This is a genomic window from Rhizobium sp. FG113, assembly GCF_057809895.1.
Window position 1 is genome coordinate 1 of the sequence record NZ_JBMDKV010000011.1, and the last position, 18,653, is coordinate 18,653.

Here is an 18,653-nt window from a genome sequence, read left to right on the forward strand (position 1 = left end):
AGCACGCCTCCAGGAATGCGACGGTGCAGGGGAGTAAAAGGGGCGCGAGCCACTGAATTAGCGGGAGGACGTGTATTGGCTCCAAGGCACCCGCAGCCCCGTTCTCGCCCAGCGTCCATTCACGTCGAACCAATTGCACCCGCAGCAGATACTCGGGACGAGCCCGAGTATGACGGTCGTGGGGATGATGCGCCGCTAGCCTACTTCGTCGCTAACATGTTGAAAGAGCGTCACTTCCCACGCTCTCGTCGTCATCCTCGGCCAAGGTGCCGAGGATCTAAGCACGCCTCCAGGAATGCGACGGTGCAGGGGAGTAAAAGGGGCGCGAGCCACTGGAATAAGCGGAAGGATATGTATTGGCGCCTGGGCACCCGCAGCCCCGTCCTCGCCCAGCGTCTATGCACGTCGAGCCAATTGCGCCCGCAGCAGATACTCGGGACAAGCCCGAGTATGACGGTCGTGGGGATGGGCCGTCGTCAATCTACCGGGTCGTCAAGCTATTGAAAAGACGCCGCTTCCCACGCTCTCGACGTCATCCTCGGGCTCGTCCCGAGGATCTAAGCACGCCACCAGGAATACAACGGCGCAGCAAGAGCGGAAGGGCGCCAAGCGCCGCAACCAGCCACGGAAGCCAGCGCGTCAGCGTGGCCAAGCGCAGGCCGAAACCACCACGCTCAGGCCCACCCCGCAACATCACATCAAAGCTGCTCGATCATCGTCGCAGCGCTCGAAACCGTCGCCTGGCCCGGATTGTCCTCGACGTTGAGCGACTTCACGACGCCGTCCTCGACCAGCATCGAGTAGCGCTTGGAGCGCACGCCGAGGCCGCCGCCGGAGAGGTCGGCGTCGAGCCCGATGGCCTTGGTGAAGGAGGCGTCCCAGTCGGGGAGGAAATGGATCTTGCCCATGCCGCCGGAGGATTGCGCCCAGGCGCCCATCACGTGCCAGTCGTTGACGGCGATGACCGCGATGTCGTCTACGCCCTTGCCGAGAATGGTGTCGCGGTTTTCGAGATAGCCGGGCAGGTGGTTGAGCGAGCAGGTGGGCGTGAAGGCGCCGGGGACGGCGAAGAGCACGACGCGCTTCCCCTTGAACAGAGCCTCGGTCGTGGTCTCGACCGGGCCGTCAGCCGTCTTTTCCTTGAAGGTCGCCGAAGGCAGCGTGTCGCCGATTGCAATGGTCATGACTATCTCCTGGTTTTGTTTGTAAGGCGCCGTGGGGCGCAGACGTTGAGATCGAGGGCAGGTGTGAATGATAGGATCGGCCTATTTGAAAGCAAGCGGGCTTTCGATGGCCCGCGCTCCGTCGATCACCAGCGCGCTCCAGCTTTTGCCCGATATGTCGTAATTCTTCGGCAGCTTGCCGATCGCAACCGTCGTCGTCAGCGACGTGCCATCGCGCTTGCTCATCAGCTGCTTGGTGAAGACATAGCCGCTCGGGCCGGCAATGACGACATCGGGCGTCGTGTCGCCGATATCGGGGAGCGTGATATCAAGCGTCAGCTCCTTCTGGTCTGCCGACAGCGTGTGCTTGGTCACCTTGAACTTGGAGGAGGGTGCCTCCGGCAGCCGCGCGTCGGCGGCATCGAGTATGGCCTTCTCCTCCGGCTGCGATTGCCCCGCCGCCGAAAGGGCGACGGTGAGATCGGCCTGGAAGGGCACGCAGATATCCTTGCAGATGCCGATGAAAGCCTGGGCCTTGATCTCAGTCGCGCCGCTCTTGGCCGAAAGCGTGAGCGGCAGCGTCACCGGCGCGTCGTAGCCGATGTCGTCGAGTCTGTCGTCCTTGATGTGCTTCGGGATCGGGTAGCCGATCGCATGGAGCGTCACGCCCGTCTCGGGCGCGATCGTGATCTGCGGGGGGATGCCGCTGTTGCCCGGCTCGCGCCAATAAGTGATCCATCCGGCATTGGGTTCGATCTGCAGCCCGGCGCGGATCTTGCCGTGCGCGTCGGGCGCCATCGCCACCAGCCGCATCCGCCCGCCGGCATTGTCGACCCATTCGCTGGTGCCCGCCTGCGCTGCGGAGAGCGCGGGCAGGGACAGGCCAAGAGCCGTGGCGATGATCAGGACGAAGCGTCTTTTGTGCGGGGCAAAGGTCATGCGGCAATCGTTATTCAAATCCGCTGCCCTTCGCCAGCAGCCGCATCCGATTTAATTTTCATTTTCAGTTGATTGAAACAGGACATTGGCCCATGTTTCTCTTGTCGGCGCCTCGAGCGGTCTGGCATCAGGAGGTATCATGTCCCTGTCGACCCTGAAAAACAGACGTGAACGCGGCTTCTTCGACGGCCAGTTCCTGATCGCCATGCCCGGCGTGTCGGACAGCAATTTCGCCCGGACGGTCATCTATGTCTGCGCCCATTCCGACGCCGGCGCCATGGGTTTCATCATCAATCGCTCTCAGGAGCTTTCGTTCACCGACGTGCTCATGCATCTCGACATGATCAAGAGCGACGAGGCGATCCTCATGCCGCCGCCATCCGGCGACCTGTCGATCCAGACGGGCGGGCCGGTGGAAAGCGGCCGCGGCTTTGTTCTGCATTCCGACGATTATCTCTGCGATTCCAGCATTCCCGTCAGCGACGATATCTGCATGACGGCGACGCTCGACATCATCCGCGCCATCGCCAAGGGCGAGGGGCCGAAGCGCGCCACCATGCTGCTCGGCTATGCCGGCTGGGGCGCGGGGCAACTCGAAGCCGAGATCGCCAGCAACGGCTGGCTGAATTGCCCGGCCAACGACGCCCTCATCTTCGATCCCAATCTCGACGACAAATACGAGCGCGCACTCGCCGGCATGGGCATTTCGGCGGCCATGCTCTCCACCGAAGCCGGCCACGCCTGAAGACGCAAAAATTCGCGGAACGAATAGCCGCGAACCACGTTCTCTTTTCGCACCGGGCACGAGGCCCGTACCAAAAGGAGACATCAGATGGGTAGCACCAGCGACAAGATTTCCGGCAAGGCCAACGAAATCGCCGGCAAGGCGAAGCAGGCTGTCGGCAAGGCGACTGGCGACAATTCCACCCGCGCCAAGGGCGCCGTCCAGGAAGCCAAGGGCAAGGCCCAGTCCGCCAAGGGCGATGCCAAAGGCAAGATCAAGGATGTCGTCGATCGCATGTGATCGAAAACATCCCCGCAATGGCCCGTCGCGCATCCGCGCTGCGGGTCGTTTTGTATCAACTCCACGCTATGGGGCGTTCCATGCGGCTTTTCGCCTGCGATAACTGCGATCAGGTCGTGCATTTCGACAACCGGCAATGCGTCCGCTGCAATCATCGCCTCGGCTTCCTGCCCGATGATCTCTCGATGCGCGCGCTCGAGCCGCGCGACGAGACGCTGTGGCAGTTGACGTCGGATGCTCAGCGCGCCGTGCGTTTCTGCGCCAATGCCGGTCTCGATATCTGCAACTGGCTGGTCAATGCCGATGACGAAAATCCGTTCTGCATCGCCTGCCGCTACAATCGCTTGGTGCCCAACACCCATACGCAGGAGGGGATCGATCGCTGGCGCCGCATCAGCCAGGCGCAGCGCCATCTCTTCTATTCGCTGCTGCGCTGGCGCCTGCCGCCCCCTGACCGTATCGAGGATCCGCAAGGCGGCCTGGTATTTGATTTTCTCGAGGATGAGGTGCAGGTCGACGGCAATGTCATTCCAGCCATGACGGGTCATGACGAAGGCGTCATCGCCATCCGCGCCGCCGAGGCCGACGACATCACCCGCGAACTAGCCCGCGCCTCGATGAATGAACCCTATAGAACGCTTCTTGGCCATTTCCGCCACGAGATCGGGCACTTCGTGTGGAACCGCCTGGTCCGCGACCGCGATGCCTTCGACGGCTTCCGCGCCGTGTTCGGCGACGAGCGCCAGGATTATGGCCAGGCGCTGCAGAACCATTACCAGAACGGCGCGCCTCTCGGCTGGCAGCAGAGCTTCATCAGCGCTTATGCGGCGGCCCATCCCTGGGAGGATTTCGCCGAGTGTTTCGCGCATTATCTGCACATCGTCGATACGCTGGAGACCGCGCGCGGCTTCGGCATCGCGATCGATCCACGCGGCCATGAGGAAATGGCGTCCGAGGTGGATTTCAACCCCTATCGTGCAGCCAGCGCCGAGCAGCTGGTCAGCGCCTGGGTGCCGCTATCGGTTGCGATCAACGCCATCCAGCGCAGCATGGGCCAGCCGGATTCCTACCCCTTCGTGCTTTCGAACGCTGTCGTCGAAAAGCTCGAATATCTGCACCGGCTGATCCAGGATCGCGTTGCCGAGCCACGGCAAGCCGCGGCCTGAATATTAGGTGCTTGAACCTAGGCGGCCTGAGAGACCTCAGGCGCGCTTGGTCAGCGGAAACCGTTCCTTCAGCAGCCGCAGCACCGATTCCGACGCCATCGGCGGACCGAAGAGATAGCTCTGTCCGTAGGTACAGCCCATCTTCGCCAGCTCGATCGCATCCTCGTTGGACTCGATACCCTCGGCCACGACCTTCATCTCGAGCTCCCGCGCCATCGAGATCACCGAGCGCAGCACGGTCGACTTGCGGTCGCTGGTGTCGCAGACCAGCGTCTTGTCGAGCTTGATCGTGTCGAACGGGAAGCGGGTGAGATAGGAGAGCGAGGAATAGCCGGTGCCGAAATCGTCGAGCGCCAGCCCCAGCCCGATCTCGCGCAGCTTGCTCAGCACGAGGCGCGCCTGTTCGGGGTTTTCCATCACCATTGTCTCGGTCAGCTCCAGCTTCAGCCGGGTCGGATCGCAATGGGTCTTGGCCAGAACCGAGCGCACGTCGTCATAGAGATCGTTGTTGAGGAGCTGCGCGCTGGAGAGATTGATCGACACGAAGATCGGCAACTCGCCGGTCTGGCTTTCCCAGGCCATCAGGTCGTTGGTCGCCTGTTCGAGCGCGAAGACGCCGAGCATGTTGATGATGTCGGAAGCCTCGGCGATCGGGATGAATTCCGACGGCGGGATGTTGCCGCGCTTCGGATGCTCCCAGCGCATCAGCGCCTCGAAACCGGCGATCTCGACATCCTCCAAGCCGGCGATCGGCTGGTAGACCATCGACAGTTCCTTACGCTCCAGCGCACGGCGGAGATCCGATTCCAGCTGCAGCCGGTCGGCGCCGAAGTCGCGGAAGGCGGGCTGGAACGGCTCGACGCGATTGCCGCCGGCGCGTTTCGCCCGGTACATGGCAAGCTCGGAATCGCTCAGCATCCCCGTTGCGTTCTCCTGCTGGTCGACGAAGGAGGCAAGCCCGATCGACGCCGTCAGGATGATCTCGCGGTTGGCGAAGTTGATCGGCACCATGATCGCCTTGCTGATCGCATCGGCGAAGTCGGCTATCTTGGCGGGGTCGCGCTCGGACACGAGGATGAGGCCGAACTGGTCGCCTGAGAGACGCGCCAGCGTGTCCTGCGGCTTCAGGAGCCGGCGAAGACGGCGCGTCAGCGCGATCAGGATGTTGTCGCCGGCGGCAACGCCGAGCGCGTCGTTCACCAGCTTGTAGCGATCGATATCGATCACCATCACCGTCGGCCTCAGCGTATCGCCGCCCGGCGCCAGCGCCAGCACGCCCTGCAGGCGGTCAAGGAACAGCTGGCGGTTGGGAAGGCCGGTCAGGTTGTCGTGCAGTGCGTCCTGCAGCAGCCGGTCGATCGAGTTCTTCTGCTCGGTCACGTCGATGACGGTGCCGACGCAGCGGATCACTTCGCCGTTGGAATCGAGCACCGGCCGGGCGCGGATCAGGAGCCAGTGGAAATGCCCGTCCTCGGCGCGAATGCGGAACTCGTGGTTCAGCCGGCCGCGGCGATGTTCGAGCAGCACGTCGAGCGTGGCGCGGAAGCGGTCGCGATCATCAGGATGCAGGCGCGGCAACCAGTTGCGGGCGGCACCATGCATCGTGCCGGGCGAAAGGCCGAGCTTGACGGAGACATCTGGGATGGTCACGACGCGGTCGCGTGCCACGTCCCAATCCCATACCATGTCGCCGGAGCCGGTCAGCGCCAGCGATTGTCGCTCAAGATCGGAGAACAGCCCCTGCTGGAACGTCCCGCCGGCGAATGCGTGCTGCATGACGGTAAAGCCGATCAGAAGCACGATCAGCACCAGGCCACCGCCGAGCGCTGGCTGGATGATGTCGTTGTCGAGCTGGCCGGTGATCGTCAGCCAGCCGCCGAACAGCCATACCAGGATCAGCGCCCAGGCGGGCACCAAGAGAATGGCGCGGTCATAGCGGTTGAGGCCGAGATAGATGATGAGCAGCAGGCCCAGCGTCGCGGTGAGCGCGAAGGAGAGGCGGGCGATACCGGCGGCAATCGCAGGGTCGTAGATCGCGACGCCGAAGAGCAGTGCCAGACCCAGCACCCAGGCCAGCGTCACGTAGCCGAGATGCGTATGCCACCGGTTGAGGTTGAGGTAGGTGAACAGGAAGATAACGAAACTCGATGCCAGCGCCACTTCCGCGCAGGCGCGCCATATTCGCTGGTCTGCGGAAGCGATGCTGACGAGCTTGCCGAGAAAGCCGAAATCGACGCAGATATAGCCGAGCACCGCCCAGGCGAGTGCTGCCGTCGCCGGCAGCATCGAGGTGCCCTTGACGACGAAAAGGATGGTGAGGAACACCGCAAGCAGGCCGGCGATCCCGAGCACGATGCCGCGATAGAGCGTGAACGCGTTGATCGTGTCCTTGTAGGCGTCGGGCTCCCACAAATAGATCTGCGGCAGTTCCGGCGTCGAAAGCTCGGCCACGAAGGTGATGACGGAGCCCGGGTTGAGCGTGATGCGGAAGACGTCGGAATCGTCGCTCGGCTGCCGGTCGAGCGCGAAGCCTTCGCTCGGCGTGATCGCGATGATGCGCTGCGAGCCGAGATCGGGCCAGAACAGCTTGGAATTCACCAGACGGAAATGCGGTGCGACGATGACGCGCTCCAGCTGCTCGTCGGAAACGTTGGCAAGCGCGAAGACCGCCCAGTCGCCCTGGTGGTTGCCGGAGCTCGACCGCACCTCGATGCGCCGGCGGATGCCGTCGGCGCCGGCCGCGGTCGAGACCTGGAAGGCCTCGCCCTGGTTGGCGTAGATCTCGGTGGTCTTGGTCAGATCGAGCGCGGTGTCGTCGCGGGAAATCTTCACCGGTTCGGCCGCCTGCGCGACCCCTGCCATCAGCGCCAAAGCCGACAGGAAAAGCGCTGCGATCACCGCGACGAAACGTCCAGATGGTGATGGGTGCAGCATGCGTTTGTTGGTCATCGGCTGTCGGTTATCCTGCCTTTATCCGTATCGGTGGCGAGCAGTGAAAACATCACGTGATCATGCCACTGACCGTTGATCTTCAAGTATCCGCGCAGATAGCCTTCCCGCTGAAACCCGGCTTTTTCAAGCAGGCGGATGCTCCGAGCATTGTCTGGAATACAGGCTGCTTCGATACGGTGCAACTCAAGGCCTGCGAAGATGTAGGGTATAACCAATTGAAGTGCGGCGAACATATGGCCCTGGCCGGCATGTGCTTCGCCCATCCAGTAGCCGATCATGCAGCTCTGCGCTGCCCCGCGCCTGATATAGCCGATGGTGATGCCGCCGAGCAGCGTCATGTTTTCACGGTGGAAAAGAAGCAGCGGAACGGCTTGTCCCGATGCATACTCCTGCTTGCCGCGAATGACGCGCGCCCGGTACGAGCCTTCCGTCAGCTCGTCGCGGCGCCAGGTCGGCTCCCAGCGTTCGAGAAAGCCGCGGCTTGCCGACCGCAGCTTGTGCCACTGGTTGAAATCCTGATAGCGCGGCAGCCGCAGCACATAATTGGCGTCTTCGATTTCAACTGCTTCCGGCTGCCGAGACAGGAACCGAAACACCGATTTTGGCATCGATCACTCCCGGCAACGCGAATGCAGGTTTAAAGTACGGCTTGCTTGCCCTGTGGGGCAGGCGAGGTGAGCGACGCGGCGATGTCTTCCATCGGCGCCAGATGCTCGAGCGGGCCGATCGCCGAAAGCGTCGGCACGGTGTCGAAGAACAGCCGGCCCGCAAGGTCGGTCAGGCGTTCGATGGTGATGCCTTCGAGCCGCTCCATCATTTCAGGATTGGAGATCGGTCGACCGTAGAGCATCATCTGCCGCGCCACCTGGCCGGCACGCGCCGCCGGGCTTTCCTGGCCCATCAGAAGCTGGGCGCGGATCTGCGCGCGGGCACGCTCGATTTCCTTCTGGTCGATCGAGGTCGCCGACTTGTGCAGCTCGTCAATGATGACGGGCACCAGTTCCGGCAGGTTCTCGCCGCCGGTCGCGGCATGAATGCCGAAGATGCCGGTGTCGGAAAAGCCCCAGTGGAAGGCATAGATCGAATAGCAGAGCCCGCGGATTTCGCGCACTTCCTGGAACAGGCGGGACGACATGCCGCCGCCGAGGATGTTGGCGAGGATCTGCGAACAGTAGAAGTCGCGCGCGTGATAGGCCTTGCCCTCGAAGCCGAGCAGGATCTGGGCGTCCATCAGGTCGCGCGTCTCGCGGATGTTGCCGCCGATATACTTGGCGGGGTCCATGACCGGCGTGGCACTCGGCGCCGTCGGCAGCGACGCGAATCGCTCCTCGACCATGCGCACGAACTCGTCGTGCTGCACGGCGCCGGCGGCGACCACGAACATGCGGTCGGTCGTGTAGTTGCGGCTGAGGTAGCCGCGAATCTGCTGCGGCGTGAAGGAGACCACCGTCTGCGGCGTGCCGAGAATGGCGCGGCCGAGCGTCTGGTCGCGATAGGCGATTTCGGAAAACCGGTCGAACACCACATCATCGGGCGTGTCGTTGGCGGCGTTGATTTCCTGCAGGATGACCTGCTTCTCACGCTCCAGCTCTTCCTCTTCGAAAGCGGATTCGGTGAGGATGTCAGCCAGGATATCGACGGCGAGCGGCACGTGGTCTTTCAGGACGCGCGCGTAGTAGGAGGTCGTTTCGGTCGAGGTGGCGGCGTTCACTTCGCCACCGACATCCTCGATCTGTTCGGCGATCTCGCGGGCGCTGCGGCGCGCGGTTCCCTTGAAGGCCATGTGTTCGAGCAGGTGGGCAATTCCATGCTCGTCTGTCGTCTCGTTGCGCGAACCTGATTTGATCCAGACCCCGAGTGCTGCACTTTCGAGATGCGGCATGGTCTGTGTCACTACTGTCAGCCCGGATTTGAGCCGGGTGCACTCAACTGTCATTGGCTATCTTTCTGCGCCTTCTGCCGATTAGGCCCGGGAATGCTCGTCGATAAATGTTTCTACCTCTTTGAGCTCGGGCTTAACGATCTGAAAGCGCTCCTCCTTGTCCATCAAATCAGCAAGCCACGTCGGAAGCGCGGGGTCAATACCGGATGCGGATTTTACGGCGGCGGGGAACTTAGCCGGATGCGCGGTGGCCAGCGTCACCATCGGCGAATTAGCCTTTTCGTGCTTGTCGGCAACGAAAACGCCGATCGCCGAATGCGGATCGAGCAGATAGCCGGTCTTTTCGAGCGTGGTCTTGATCGTCTCGGCCACCTGCTTTTCGCTGGCGCGGCCGGCGCGGAAATCCTTCTTGATGAAGGACATGGCGTCGGCGGAAATGTCGAAGCCGTTCGACTGCTTCAGGCTGTCCATGGCGGCGCGAACCTTCGAGGCATCGCGGCCATAGGCCTCGAACAGCAGCCGTTCGAAGTTCGACGAGATCTGGATATCCATCGACGGCGAGGTCGTCGCCTTGACGTCCTTCATCTCGTAGCGGCCGGTCTTGATCGTGCGCGCCATGATGTCGTTTTCGTTGGTGGCAACGACCAGCTTGCCGATCGGCAGGCCCATGCGCTTGGCGCAGTAACCGGCGAAGATATCACCGAAATTGCCCGTCGGCACGGTGAACGAGACCTTGCGATCAGGTGCGCCAAGCGTGATCGCCGTCGTGAAATAATAGACGATCTGCGCCATGATGCGCGCCCAGTTGATCGAGTTGACGCCCGAGAGCTTCACCTTGTCGCGGAAGGCGCCGTCGTTGAACATCGCCTTCACAAGGTTCTGACAATCGTCGAAATTGCCCTCGACGGCAAGCGCATGCACGTTCGATGCCGTCGACGTCGTCATCTGCCGCTGCTGAACCGGCGAAACCTTGCCATGCGGGAAGAGAATGAAGATGTCGGTGCGCTCGCGGCCGGCGAATGCGTCGATCGCGGCCCCGCCCGTGTCGCCCGAGGTGGCGCCGACGATGGTGGCACGCTCGCCGCGCTTTTCCAGCGCATAGTCCATCAGCCGCGCCAGAAGCTGCATCGCCACATCCTTGAAAGCGAGCGTCGTGCCGTGGAAGAGCTCCATGACGAAGCTGTTCGGGCCGGTCTGCACCAGGGGTGCGATCGCCGGATGGCGGAAGGTGCCGTAGGCTTCGTCGATCATCGCCCGAAACGTGTCGGCTGGGATTTCACCGTTGGTGAACGGCGACAGGATGGTGAAGGCGATCTCCTGGTAGCTCTTGCCGCGCAGCGCCCGGATTTCCTTCTTGGAGAATTGCGGCCATTCGCGCGGCACATAGAGGCCACCGTCACGCGCCAGACCCGCCAGCAATGCATCGCAGAAACCGAGAGCAGGGGCTTTGCCGCGGGTCGAGATATATTCCACTGTCGTCATCCTTGATGTGCCGGCCTAGATAAAATCCGGATTGAAGAGAAAACCTGTGTCGCGCCGCCTCTTGGCCGCAGCTCTGGCCTTCGCCGGCTGCAATCCCGAAATGTGCATCAAAACAGTGCTTACCCAATCGATTTTTGTTTGCGCCGCTGATATAGACCATCGCAAACTGTCACGAAAGGCCCTGTTTTCACTCAGCAGGCCTGGCAAAAAACTTTGTGAAGAGGGTGGAATAATCGTGCTCGGCAAGGTCTCTCGTCTTATCGCTTCCGTATCCTTCGCGGCTGTTCTGGTCGGCTGCAACTCGCTCGGGATGGGCGGTGGTGAGACGAAGACGGCGGAAACGGCACCATCAGGCGCCACTGGCCAGATCATGCCGATGTCGCCGGCCAACCCGTCCTCCAACGACCCGTCGATCGGCACCGCCACGACAGCATCCGGCACCACGGCGCGCGTCGTCCAGGGCGCTTGCCCGACCATCTACATGAAGGACGCCGACGCGATCCTCTACCGCTACGCCGGCGGCGCCAAGACCGGAGAACCGGACAAGCTTTCCTTCCAGGCCTCGATCGGCAACTACACGCGCCAGTGCACGCTGAACGACCAGAACCTCGTGATGACCGTCGTGGCTCAGGTCCGCGTCGTCGCAGGTCCGGCCGGCACCGGTGGCAACGTCACGCTGCCGATCCGCATCTCCGTCTTCGACGGCGAAGACGCGCTCTATTCGGAAGTCACCTACTTCCCCGCCCAGATCGACCCGACCGGCGCCACCCAGGTGCTGTTCCGCAAGGACGACATCAAACTGCCCGTCGGCTCCGGCGCACTCGTCCGCGTCAACGTCGGCTTCGACCAGGGCGCGCCTGCCAAGGGCAAGGGCAAGAAGAAGTCCAGCTAAGGTTTTTGGGGTAGGGGATCGCGGTTGCAGTTGCGTCGCGATTTCAAAGTTTGAGGTGGTGCCGTGTGGCCCCCTCATCCGGCTGCCGCCACCTTCTCCCCGCTGGGGAGAAGAGACTCGGGGCTGGCCGCTCGCTCAACCTCCCCTTCGCCCCACGGGGAGAAGGTGGCCCGAAGGGTCGGATGAGGGGGCTTCACGGCACAGCGCCAACAAGTCACCCCTCAAACATCTCAATCCAAACTCAGGCCACGCCTTCCCACTCCGCCAGCGCCGCAACCACACCCGGCAGATCCACCATCCGCGAGATCACCGTCTCGGCACCCGCATCCGTCAACCGGTCGGCGTGCGAGGGGTAGGTATGCGAGGCGCCGGTGAAGCCGATCACACGCATGCCGGCGGCGCGCGCCGCGTGGACGCCGTGCACGGAATCCTCGACCACCACGCAGCGCGACGGCGAAGCGCCCATCTGCTTGGCGCCGTGCAGGAAGATGTCGGGCTTCGGCTTGACGCGATCGGCGCCGAGGTCCTTGGCGGAGAAGATGTTCGGCGCGAAGAACTGGCTGAGCCCGACCTTGGAGAGCATCATGGTGAGCCGCGCGCTTGACGAGTTCGAGCAGATGCAGCGCTTGAGATCAATGCGCTTGATGGCCGCCTCGACGCCGGCGATCGCCTGTACGTCGGAAGCGAGGCGCATGTCGAGCAGCTTCTCGGACTTGTCGAGCAGCGAGGCCGATAGCGGAATGCTGGCGTCGCGCTCCACTTCCATGAGGATGTTCTGCCAGGTCATGCCGGAGAAGCGCTCGCCCATCTCCTCGATGCTGATCGGGTAGCCGGCCTCCGTCAGAAGCTTGGACTCCACGTCCGCCGCGATGATTTCGGAATCGACCAGAACGCCGTCGCAGTCGAAAAGGATGAGGTCGAAGCCGTTCATATAAGTCTCAAGCCTTCGTTAGAGGGGCCTTGGTTTAGGGGATGCTGCGGCTTTACACGATGCCTCGCCCGATCTCAACCGGCCGGGTGTCATGGCTGGCCTGCGGGTGCCGGGTGGCTAGGGTTGCGCTCAATTGAAATGCCTGCGGATGCAGACGCTTGCCGCCTCGACAAGCCATCTCGACAAACCACGGCTCGCCATCTAATGGATGATTATGGCCAAGGAACCGGAAGACACAATCGCAAGCCGCATCAGCCGCGTGCTCGCCGACCGCATCGTTCGCGGCGAACTGCCGGCCGGCTTCCGTCTGCGCCAGGACCATATCGCCGAGGAGTTCGGCGCCAGCCACGTGCCCGTGCGCGAAGCCTTCCGCCGCCTGGAGGCCCAGGGGCTGGCGATCAGCGAGCCGCGTCGCGGCGTGCGCGTCGCCTCCTTCGATATCAAGGAAGTGCGCGAAGTGGCCGAGATGCGCGCCGCACTCGAAGTGCTGGCGCTGCGCCACGCCGCCAAGCACCTGACGCCCGCCATTCTGGACGCCGCCGAGGAGGCGACCCGCGAGGGCGATGCCGCGGCCGACGTTCACGCCTGGGAAGAGGCCAATCGCCGCTTCCATCGATTAATCCTAACACCCTGCAACATGAGCCGTCTGCTCGCCTCGATCGACGATCTCCACGCCGCCAGCGCCCGCTTTCTGTTTTCCGCCTGGCGTTCGGGCTGGGAAAAGCGCACCGACCACGACCACCGCGCCATCCTCGTGGCCTTGCGCCAGGGCAGGGCGGAAGAGGCGGCCGGCATCCTCGAGCGCCACGTCCAGTGGATCGGCCGCGCGCCGAAATCCACCAACAAGAGCGGCGAAAACGGCGAATCCTTCGCCATCGTCGGCTGATTTTCCAAAATTATAGATAATTTCTGATCGACGTGATTTCCCCGGAAAATCGCGCCTTTACGCCTGTTCTCGTGGTTGATCGTGCACATGATCCCGTTTGCCCACCGCACAATCGCATCTTGCCTGCTTGCTATCGCGAAAAATCTCTCTCATAAAATAGATGGGAATCAAAAATTATCTATAATTTGAGAAGGAGAGTTCATGTCCCTGTTCGATCAATCGTCCGACTTCCGTTTCGACCCGCTGCGCCTCGCCGCCCGCCCGGCCGCCATCAAGGCCGTCTTCGTGCTGGCGGGCACGCTCATCCTGGCGCTCGCCTCGCAGATCTCGGTGCCGATGGTGCCGGTGCCGATCACCATGCAGACTTTCGCGGTGACAATGATCGGCGCGCTCTATGGCTGGCGTCTCGGCGCGGCGACGGTGTTGGCCTGGCTTGCTGAAGCAGCCATGGGCTTCCCAGTTCTGGCTGGCGGCGCCGGTGGTCTGGCCCCCTTCGCCGGCCCGACGGCGGGCTATCTCGCATCCTTCCCCATTGTCGCGGCCCTTGCCGGCTGGCTTGCCGCGCGCGGCTGGACCGGCGACGCCGTGATCCGCAGCTTCGCCGCCCACTTCGCCGCCAATATCCTGTGCCTGGCGATCGGCGGCCTGTGGCTCGCAAATATGCTGGGCATGGAAAAGGCCTGGCTGCTCGGCGTCGCGCCCTTCATCCTCGGCGCGGTGCTGAAGTCGGCGCTGGCGGCAGCCGTGCTGAAGGGTATCAGGATCTACACCGGCCGCTGAAATGACCGTTCGCCTGCGCGCCCACCACCTGCTCTGCATGCTGACCTTCGTCGGTGAAGGCTACACGCCCGCCTTCACCGAGAATTACATCCGCATCGCCCGGCGCCTGTCGTCGGGCGAGGAGATCGAGCTGGTCGATGGCCCCGACGACATCTGCGCGCCGCTGCTCTCAGGAACGGCGGCGCATTGCCACAGCGAAAGCGTCGTGGTCCGCGACAGGGCGGCGGCGCAAGCCGTCGGCCGTCTGCTGGGGATCGCGGTCTGGAAGGGCACCCGCATCTATCCCGACGCTGCGCTGCTGAAACGCCTGCGCCGCAATTTCGCTCTCGGCACGATCCGCAAGGCTTGCGACGAGTGTGAATGGAGCGAACTCTGCAACGATATCGCCGAGCGCGGTTTTGCCGATGTGCTGGTCGCGCCAAGCTGACGCATGTCTCCCGAAAGTGGTTCCCGGTTTCGGGACAAAGACATGCGCAAAAACAAGAGCCTGAAGCGCGTCGCGCTTCAGGCTGCGACTGGCGTCTCTACCGGAAACAGCGCCACGAACTGCCGCTCTCCATCAGGCGAAAAGATCACCGAGCGGCTTCCCGCCGTGCGCCGTGCCCAGCCCCTGTCGAAGAAATTCGCCAGCAGCGCCTTGCCGAGACTGCCCGCCAGATGCGCCCGCCGCTCGCTCCAATCCAGGCAGGAGCGGCAGAGCGGCCGCCGTGATGCCTTGAGGTCGGCGACATTAATCCCGATGCACTTGAACGTCTCCTCGCCCTTAGCGGTCAGTGCCAAGCCGTCGCCCACGGCGTCGATCGCGCCCCTGGCGACGAGACTATCCAGCATCCGCACGCCGTAGTCGCCAGCCAGATGGTCGTAGCAGATCCGCGCCTTGCGCAGCGCCGGCTCCTTCGGCCCCGGCTGGTGGCGCAGATGTCCGCGGCTCGCTGCAAAGCCCATCATGCTTTCGATCAGCCGCGCCACCGTCTCGTCGGCAAGGGTGAAATAGCGATGCCGCCCCTGCTTGCGGGGAAGGAGTAGCCCGCCGGCCTCGAGCTTGGCGAGATGCGCGCTCGCCGTCTGCAGTGTGATGCCGCCGACAGCGGCGAGCTCGGTCGCCGTCAGCGCCTTGCCACCCGTCAGCGCGGCCAGCATGTTGGCGCGGGCGGGATCGCCGATCAGCGCGCCGATCTGCGCGATATCAGGTCCTTCTTTCACGGCTCATCTCCTCAGGATCTCATCTTCCATACTTCGACCGTAGCCGAAGCATCTCCGTCCCGCAACATGGCAAAACCATCCTGCAATCAAGGAGAAAAAAGATGATCACCTGTTTCATCCGCTACGAAATCGACCCGTTCAAGAAGGATGCCTTCGCCGAATACGCGCGCAATTGGGGCGAGGCGATCCCGCGCAACGGCGCCGATCTCATCGGCTATTTCGCCCCGCACGAGGGCTCGGCGACCACGGCCTACGGCGTCTACAACATCGAAAACCTCGCCGCCTACGAAGCCTACCGCGCCCGCCTGGCCGCCGATCCGCTCGGCCGCGAAAACTATGAATTCGCAAGAGGCGAACGCTTCATCCTCAAGGAAGACCGCATCTTCCTGAAGAACGTCTCGCTCCCCCACGCCGCAAAGGTGCTGCCATGATCGCCGTCATCTTCGAAGTCCTGCCCTATATGGGCGAGCGCCACACCTATCTCGACCTCGCCGGCGAACTGCGGGCCGAGCTGGAAAAGATGGATGGCTTCATCTCGATCGAGCGCTTCGAAAGCCTGACGATGCGCGGCAAGCTGCTCTCGCTCTCCTTCTGGCGCGACGAGGAAGCGGTTAAACGCTGGCGCAACCTCGAACACCACCGCGCCGCCCAGGCCGCCGGCCGAGGTGGCATCTTCGCGGATTATCGTTTGCGCATTGGCCATGTCGTGCGCGATTACGGGATGAAGGAGCGGGCGGAGGCGCCGGCGGATAGCCGCGCTGTGCATGATGCGGTGGGTTAGTCGGCCTCAATACTGGGTGCGGTCGTCGTTCTCGCCATCATCGCGCATTTGCGTGCGATAGATCTCGCCCTGCCTTGCCCTGGCCCGCCACGGACGGGCCTTCTTGAGCGGGATGTCGTAGACTGGATCATCCCGGTCCAATGTCGCCACGGCAAAACCGGATTCTGGCGCCGCGGGGCATTGCACGACCCACTCTCCATCGGGGCCGATCGTGCCCGCCGGTCCCTTATGGGCTTTCTGCACGGGCGTGGCGGCGCCAATCCAGATGCAGTTCAAATCCGCGTGCGCTCTGAGGACTGTCTGGAAACGCGGCGGGACGCCGTAGGAAGAAAACAGAACCGCGTCCACGCCGAGGCGCTCATATTCGCTGAACACCTCCTGAAACTGTGATTCTATGCAGATAGCGCAGCCGAAGCGATAACCATCGACATCAAAAACGACCGGCGTTGTGCCGGGCGTATACCAGCCTTGGAGTTCCGAGTTGGAAAGGAAGCGCTTGTCGTATCGATTGATCAACGCGCCGGCGTCGGAAAACACATAGAGACTGTTGTGGGGCGGCTGACTGTCGGAGAAGCGGTGTGCCCCACCGACCACTGCGAATATGCTAAGTTCGCCGCAGATCTCGGCGATGGAGCGGAGAGCGGCTCGCTGCGCCGCCCAATCGAATGTCGACCAGTCCTCGGGGCTCATGATCTGCATCTTTCCGTATCCGGAAAGAGCGCCTTCGCAGAAATTGATCAATCGTGCGCCGGCCGAAGCGGCTTGCCGGATCAGGTCTCGTATTGCGGCGACATTGGCTGCAATGTCGGATGACACAAAGGTCTGGGCCGTGGCTATTTGCAACTCTGCCTCCCTGAATCCTCGACTCACGCTGCTCAGCGTGACGGGCGGAGGAGAGCTTATATCGAAGACAAAGGCGCGCTACCTTTTTGCAAACAGGCTCAGCGGGCAGCGAAAACCTGCATCGCCGAGGATTCGATCCGCTCTCTCAAGCGCGGGTGCAGGCCGTCGCGGGTGGTGATGTCGACAGGGCTTCCGAGCTTTTCCTCAAGCATCAGCTTGATGCCGATAAGATCGAAGGCGTTGAAGCCGCTCTGAGGGTCGTAATCGATGAAAAGGTCGATATCGCTTGCCTGTTTCGCCTCGTCGCGGGCAACCGAGCCGAACAGGTAAAGCGAGGTCGCGCCCAGCGCACGCACCGCCTCGGCATTGCTCTTCAGACGTTCGAGCGCTTCGCTTTTCCTCATGCCGCAAGCCTAGCGTATCCGGATGTACTTTGCCATTGGCCTGAATTTTTTCCCGAAATCGTACCCCGGTTCAGGCTTTGGTAACCAAGATGAGTAACCATAACAGACAGTAAAGAGCGTAATGTGTATGAGCGAGTTAAAAGATGGCGTCTGTATTTCCGCTTGCCGATCTCAAGGCCTCCGCAAAGCCGGATTCCTGGATCGACACGATCATCAAGGGCGATTGCGTTGCCGCTCTTGAAGCCCTCCCGACCCATTCCGTAGACGTCATTTTCGCCGATCCGCCCTATAACCTGCAGCTCGGCGGCAATCTGCATCGTCCCGATCAGTCGCTGGTCGATGCGGTCGACGACGAATGGGACCAGTTCGCCTCCTTCGAAGCATACGATGCCTTCACCCGCGCCTGGCTGCTCGCCTGCCGCCGCGTGCTGAAGCCGACGGGCACGCTCTGGGTCATCGGTTCCTATCACAACATCTTCCGTGTCGGCGCCACGCTGCAGGATCTCAACTTCTGGATCTTGAACGACATCGTCTGGCGCAAGACCAACCCGATGCCGAACTTCAAGGGCCGTCGCTTCCAGAACGCGCATGAGACGATGATCTGGGCGAGCCCGAACGCCAAGGCCAAGGGCTACACCTTCAATTACGATGCGCTGAAGGCCTCGAACGACGACGTCCAGATGCGCTCCGACTGGCTGTTCCCGATCTGCAACGGCCACGAGCGCCTGAAGGGCGAGGACGGCAAGAAGGTGCATCCGACGCAGAAGCCGGAAGCACTGCTTGCCCGGGTCATCATGGCCTCTTCGAAGCCGGGCGACATCATCCTCGATCCGTTCTTCGGCTCTGGCACGACCGGCGCCGTCGCCAAGCGCCTCGGCCGCCACTTCGTCGGCATCGAACGCGAGCAGGACTATATCGACGCGGCCTCTGCCCGCATCGAGGCAGTCGAGCCGCTCGGCAAGGCGGAACTGACTGTTATGACCGGCAAGAAGCAGGAGGTCCGCGTGGCCTTCAACACGCTGGTCGAAAGCGGCCTCATCAAGCCCGGCCAGGTGCTGACCGACGCCAAGCGCCGTTATAGCGCGATCGTTCGCGCCGACGGCACGGTTACGGCAGGCGGCGAGGCGGGTTCGATCCACAGGATGGGCGCAAAGGTCCAGGGTTTCGACGCATGCAACGGATGGACGTTCTGGCACTTCGACGATGGGCAATCCCTGCGCCCGATCGACGATCTCAGGGCCGTCATCCGCAGTGATCTGGCAAACGCGGGCTGATCCGCGAAAGGCCCGATCGAGACTGCCGTCGACCGGTTTTTGTACCTCCAG

Annotated in this window: 20 protein-coding genes; 10 read left to right on the forward strand and 10 right to left on the reverse strand. The window is 62.7% G+C overall.

Annotated features, from left to right (window positions below):
* Positions 1-698 precede the first annotated feature (698 nt).
* Positions 699-1,184, reverse strand: coding sequence for a peroxiredoxin (locus tag ACODTZ_RS22225; protein WP_018899065.1), 486 nt, complete (start codon positions 1,182-1,184; stop codon positions 699-701).
* A gap of 81 nt (positions 1,185-1,265) precedes the next feature.
* Entirely contained in the window at positions 1,266-2,102 is an 837-nt protein-coding gene (locus tag ACODTZ_RS22230; RefSeq protein WP_489028105.1) for a protein-disulfide reductase DsbD domain-containing protein, read from the reverse strand.
* Positions 2,103-2,241: 139 nt separating this feature from the next.
* Here ACODTZ_RS22230 and ACODTZ_RS22235 point away from each other — a divergent pair, with 139 nt between their 5' ends.
* From ACODTZ_RS22235 to ACODTZ_RS22245, 3 genes are all read left to right on the forward strand, one after another.
* The gene (locus tag ACODTZ_RS22235; RefSeq protein WP_018899063.1) at positions 2,242-2,847 is read left to right on the forward strand and encodes a YqgE/AlgH family protein; all 606 of its coding nucleotides are present in this window, start codon (positions 2,242-2,244) and stop codon (positions 2,845-2,847) included.
* Between the two features lie 87 nt (positions 2,848-2,934).
* Positions 2,935-3,126: a CsbD family protein gene (locus tag ACODTZ_RS22240; protein ID WP_111561915.1), complete on the forward strand. Its 192-nt coding sequence runs from the start codon at positions 2,935-2,937 to the stop codon at positions 3,124-3,126.
* 80 nt (positions 3,127-3,206) lie between these two features.
* Complete coding sequence (locus ACODTZ_RS22245; RefSeq protein ID WP_489028107.1) at positions 3,207-4,292, forward strand: zinc-binding metallopeptidase family protein; 1,086 nt, start codon at positions 3,207-3,209, stop codon at positions 4,290-4,292.
* Between the two features lie 36 nt (positions 4,293-4,328).
* Here ACODTZ_RS22245 and ACODTZ_RS22250 read toward each other — a convergent pair whose 3' ends face one another.
* From ACODTZ_RS22250 to thrC, 4 genes are read right to left on the reverse strand one after another with little or no spacing between them, the layout of a single operon-like run.
* Positions 4,329-7,241, reverse strand: coding sequence for an EAL domain-containing protein (locus tag ACODTZ_RS22250; protein WP_489028109.1), 2,913 nt, complete (start codon positions 7,239-7,241; stop codon positions 4,329-4,331).
* Entirely contained in the window at positions 7,238-7,852 is a 615-nt protein-coding gene (locus tag ACODTZ_RS22255) for a GNAT family N-acetyltransferase (protein WP_018899059.1), read from the reverse strand. Before ACODTZ_RS22255 ends, ACODTZ_RS22250 begins: the two co-directional genes overlap by 4 nt.
* 29 nt (positions 7,853-7,881) lie before the next feature.
* Positions 7,882-9,180 (reverse strand): M16 family metallopeptidase, encoded by a 1,299-nt coding sequence (locus ACODTZ_RS22260; protein WP_489028111.1) that lies wholly within the window; start codon positions 9,178-9,180, stop codon positions 7,882-7,884.
* A 27-nt stretch (positions 9,181-9,207) separates the two neighbouring features.
* Positions 9,208-10,608, reverse strand: a complete 1,401-nt coding sequence (gene thrC, locus ACODTZ_RS22265) for a threonine synthase (RefSeq protein ID WP_113235630.1) — start codon at positions 10,606-10,608, stop codon at positions 9,208-9,210.
* Positions 10,609-10,840: 232 nt separating this feature from the next.
* Between thrC and ACODTZ_RS22270 the strand changes: the two genes are divergently transcribed.
* Positions 10,841-11,500, forward strand: a complete 660-nt coding sequence (locus ACODTZ_RS22270) for a hypothetical protein (RefSeq protein WP_489028451.1) — start codon at positions 10,841-10,843, stop codon at positions 11,498-11,500.
* Between the two features lie 241 nt (positions 11,501-11,741).
* On the opposite strand, the gene ACODTZ_RS22275 is transcribed toward ACODTZ_RS22270, so the two are convergent.
* Positions 11,742-12,431, reverse strand: coding sequence for an HAD family hydrolase (locus ACODTZ_RS22275; protein WP_018899055.1), 690 nt, complete (start codon positions 12,429-12,431; stop codon positions 11,742-11,744).
* 214 nt (positions 12,432-12,645) lie between these two features.
* On the opposite strand from ACODTZ_RS22275, the gene ACODTZ_RS22280 reads away from it, so the two are divergent.
* The 3 genes from ACODTZ_RS22280 (at position 12,646) to ACODTZ_RS22290 (ending at position 14,524) form a co-directional block, all read left to right on the forward strand.
* Positions 12,646-13,317, forward strand: a complete 672-nt coding sequence (locus tag ACODTZ_RS22280; protein ID WP_413394124.1) for a GntR family transcriptional regulator — start codon at positions 12,646-12,648, stop codon at positions 13,315-13,317.
* A gap of 201 nt (positions 13,318-13,518) precedes the next feature.
* The gene (locus ACODTZ_RS22285) at positions 13,519-14,097 is read left to right on the forward strand and encodes a biotin transporter BioY (protein WP_489028114.1); all 579 of its coding nucleotides are present in this window, start codon (positions 13,519-13,521) and stop codon (positions 14,095-14,097) included.
* Position 14,098: 1 nt separating this feature from the next.
* A complete protein-coding gene (locus tag ACODTZ_RS22290; protein WP_489028116.1) occupies positions 14,099-14,524 on the forward strand; it encodes a DUF1284 domain-containing protein in 426 nt (141 codons plus the stop codon).
* 77 nt (positions 14,525-14,601) lie between these two features.
* Here the strand turns inward: ACODTZ_RS22290 and ACODTZ_RS22295 are convergent, their stop codons facing one another.
* Entirely contained in the window at positions 14,602-15,300 is a 699-nt protein-coding gene (locus ACODTZ_RS22295; protein WP_489028118.1) for an ArsR/SmtB family transcription factor, read from the reverse strand.
* Positions 15,301-15,401: 101 nt separating this feature from the next.
* Between ACODTZ_RS22295 and ACODTZ_RS22300 the strand changes: the two genes are divergently transcribed.
* The gene (locus tag ACODTZ_RS22300; RefSeq protein ID WP_489028120.1) at positions 15,402-15,731 is read left to right on the forward strand and encodes an NIPSNAP family protein; all 330 of its coding nucleotides are present in this window, start codon (positions 15,402-15,404) and stop codon (positions 15,729-15,731) included.
* Complete coding sequence (locus tag ACODTZ_RS22305; RefSeq protein WP_489028122.1) at positions 15,728-16,081, forward strand: antibiotic biosynthesis monooxygenase family protein; 354 nt, start codon at positions 15,728-15,730, stop codon at positions 16,079-16,081. The genes ACODTZ_RS22300 and ACODTZ_RS22305 overlap by 4 nt, the downstream gene beginning before the upstream one ends.
* A 6-nt stretch (positions 16,082-16,087) precedes the next feature.
* Here the strand turns inward: ACODTZ_RS22305 and ACODTZ_RS22310 are convergent, their stop codons facing one another.
* Both ACODTZ_RS22310 and ACODTZ_RS22315 read right to left on the reverse strand, forming a co-directional pair.
* Complete coding sequence (locus ACODTZ_RS22310) at positions 16,088-16,924, reverse strand: carbon-nitrogen hydrolase family protein (protein WP_489028124.1); 837 nt, start codon at positions 16,922-16,924, stop codon at positions 16,088-16,090.
* A 98-nt stretch (positions 16,925-17,022) separates the two neighbouring features.
* Complete coding sequence (locus ACODTZ_RS22315; RefSeq protein ID WP_489028126.1) at positions 17,023-17,328, reverse strand: nucleotidyltransferase family protein; 306 nt, start codon at positions 17,326-17,328, stop codon at positions 17,023-17,025.
* Between the two features lie 143 nt (positions 17,329-17,471).
* Here ACODTZ_RS22315 and ACODTZ_RS22320 point away from each other — a divergent pair, with 143 nt between their 5' ends.
* Complete coding sequence (locus ACODTZ_RS22320; protein ID WP_047507873.1) at positions 17,472-18,602, forward strand: site-specific DNA-methyltransferase; 1,131 nt, start codon at positions 17,472-17,474, stop codon at positions 18,600-18,602.
* Positions 18,603-18,653: the final 51 nt, after the last annotated feature.